Origin of the sequence: Moorena sp. SIO4A1, assembly GCF_010672065.1 — a bacterium.
Classification (GTDB): Bacteria; Cyanobacteriota; Cyanobacteriia; order Cyanobacteriales; family Coleofasciculaceae; genus Moorena.
In genome coordinates this window covers 1-1908 of the sequence record NZ_JAAHHX010000423.1, presented here as the reverse complement: position 1 = coordinate 1908, position 1908 = coordinate 1, and the positions used below count along the sequence as shown (strand labels likewise).

The following is a 1908-nucleotide window of genomic DNA, read 5'->3' as shown; positions in this document are numbered from 1 at the left end:
TCTGATGAACAAGTGTGTTGGTACTACTGAAGCAGCATCTTTATTAGGAATTTCCTCTAGACGATTGCGGCAACTCCTAGAGAAGGGTCGCGTCCGAGGTGCCTATAAAACTGGTAAATTCTGGATTATTCCTCTGTTCAACCATTTGCCACAAATTACCAAAGGTACCCGTGGACCAAAGGGCAAATGGCGTACCAGTCGTCCCCCTGCTTTAGCTAAAATTAATGTCAATCGCAATCACATTGGCTCGAATATGAAGAAAAGTCCCAAAGACCGGAAGCCAGTGATTTCAGTAAAACGAAAGGGCACTAATCTCTACGGCAACGAGGTCGAAATCCTCGGTCCGTGTAAGATTGTCTATCAGCCGGATAATCCACTCGATTGTGGCGCTCGTTTGTGGATCGAAACTTTTAGTGATATTCACTTCATTTCTTGATGCAAAGCGCGAGTGGGGGAAACTCCCTTTGGCACCTCTGCATCGCTGGTGGCAGTTTCCCAGCTATAGCAATCCGATCTGATTCGTAAAATAAATGGGCTGTTTTAAGGTAGAAGGCAGAAGGTAAAAGAGTTTCAGGAGCAATAAATCGCTTCGCGACTATTCAAAAATGCTCAACGTCTTCTTTAGTTAAACCAGTTGTTGCCACGATTAAATTGATATCAATCCCTCTTGCTTTCATAGCTTTGGCTATTTCTGTGGCTTTCTCTGCTCTCCCCTGTAATTTTCCGGCTGCTTCTGCCCCTTCCAGTAGGCTAATTTCATAGCGTTTATTTTCCAGATAGTTCTGATAAGCTACTTTTTCTGGTAAAGGTAAACTCTCAATCCTTAGCTTATCCTTAGCCTCAGCTAATCCTCTGGCTTGGAACTCTTCTTTGATTTCACTATTCTTTAGGAAATAGATCCATTCATCTAAACTGTTTCTGGTTACGTTATCAAACTGGTTGACTCTCAATATATAATATTCGGGAAATATCTGATAGACTTGCTCTAGTTTGAACAACTCCTTCTGTAGGCTGGATAGTCCTAAAGAGTCACGATGATGACGACCTCGGAAATCTAGTTTCCCTTCATAGATGTAATCTTGTCCTTGTCCTAGAGTAAAGTAAACAATATTAATCGAGTAGACTTTTTTGAGTTTACTATAGGGCTCTCCTTTATCTAGATATTGGGTGAGCAGTGTGGAGACACCAAATAGCATTCGATGAAAGTAATCATTTTCGGAACTGTTTTGGACTTCCACGAGCAGTAACTCTCCAGCACTATTGAGGGCTAGAATATCAACTCGATTCAGTTTATTGTCTTCGGTGAGCCGATTACTTTCCCCTTCTAAAATCGATTCAATAGTAATCTCTTCTCCTAGTAATTCGGTGATAAAGCCTTCTAGGACGACATAATTAGCTTTATCCCTCAGCAGTTTTTTGATTGCCCAGTCAAAGCGGATGTGTGTCTTGGCCATGATTAGTAGGGAGTAGGGAGCGGTGCGACCCGTGGCGAATTTAATTCGCCTACGGAAAGCGCACCGAGGGAGTAGTATAGTTGAAAAGCAGTGTTAACTCAAAAATTAATTGATTTTATTATAGATGGGATTGAGTTTATTGATTTTATGAGTAACTCTACCGGTAACACTAGTTGTTGCTTGGTTTAATAATGATGTGGAATTCACGGATATCAACTCCTCCGTAACCTGAGAAAAATTCCGTAATTCTCTCTAGGCAATAACCACATCAATTAGGCAATCCTAGATGAGGAGAGTAGTTTAACTGGGAGGAAAACTCGGATGCCTTCCCGTAGCGTGACAAGCGGCTCAATCGCTTATCTGAGTGCTCAGTGCTGAGTGTTGAGTTATTCGTTAACTCGTTGACATTACTAAATTACCACTTTGTCTGGTGTCCAAAAAGGAGAAAATCAGT

2 protein-coding genes are annotated in these 1908 nt (G+C 41.6%); one reads left to right on the top strand and one right to left on the bottom strand.

Annotation, left to right across the window (positions count from 1 at the left end; all coding sequences use genetic code 11):
* The first annotated feature begins 4 nt into the window (after positions 1-4).
* Positions 5-436 carry a DNA-binding protein gene (locus tag F6K53_RS38980; protein ID WP_071106764.1) on the top strand — a complete coding sequence of 144 codons (432 nt, stop codon included), beginning with the start codon at positions 5-7 and terminating at the stop codon, positions 434-436.
* A 163-nt stretch (positions 437-599) separates the two neighbouring features.
* On the opposite strand, the gene F6K53_RS38975 is transcribed toward F6K53_RS38980, so the two are convergent.
* Entirely contained in the window at positions 600-1454 is an 855-nt protein-coding gene (locus F6K53_RS38975) for an Rpn family recombination-promoting nuclease/putative transposase (RefSeq protein WP_075904044.1), read from the bottom strand.
* Between the last annotated feature and the right edge of the window lie 454 nt (positions 1455-1908).

Coding starts and splice junctions, on each gene's coding strand:
- F6K53_RS38980 (WP_071106764.1), top strand. CDS start 5: ATGAACAAGTGTGTTGGTACTACTGAAGCAGCATCTTTATTAGGAATT.
- F6K53_RS38975 (WP_075904044.1), bottom strand. CDS start 1,454: ATGGCCAAGACACACATCCGCTTTGACTGGGCAATCAAAAAACTGCTG.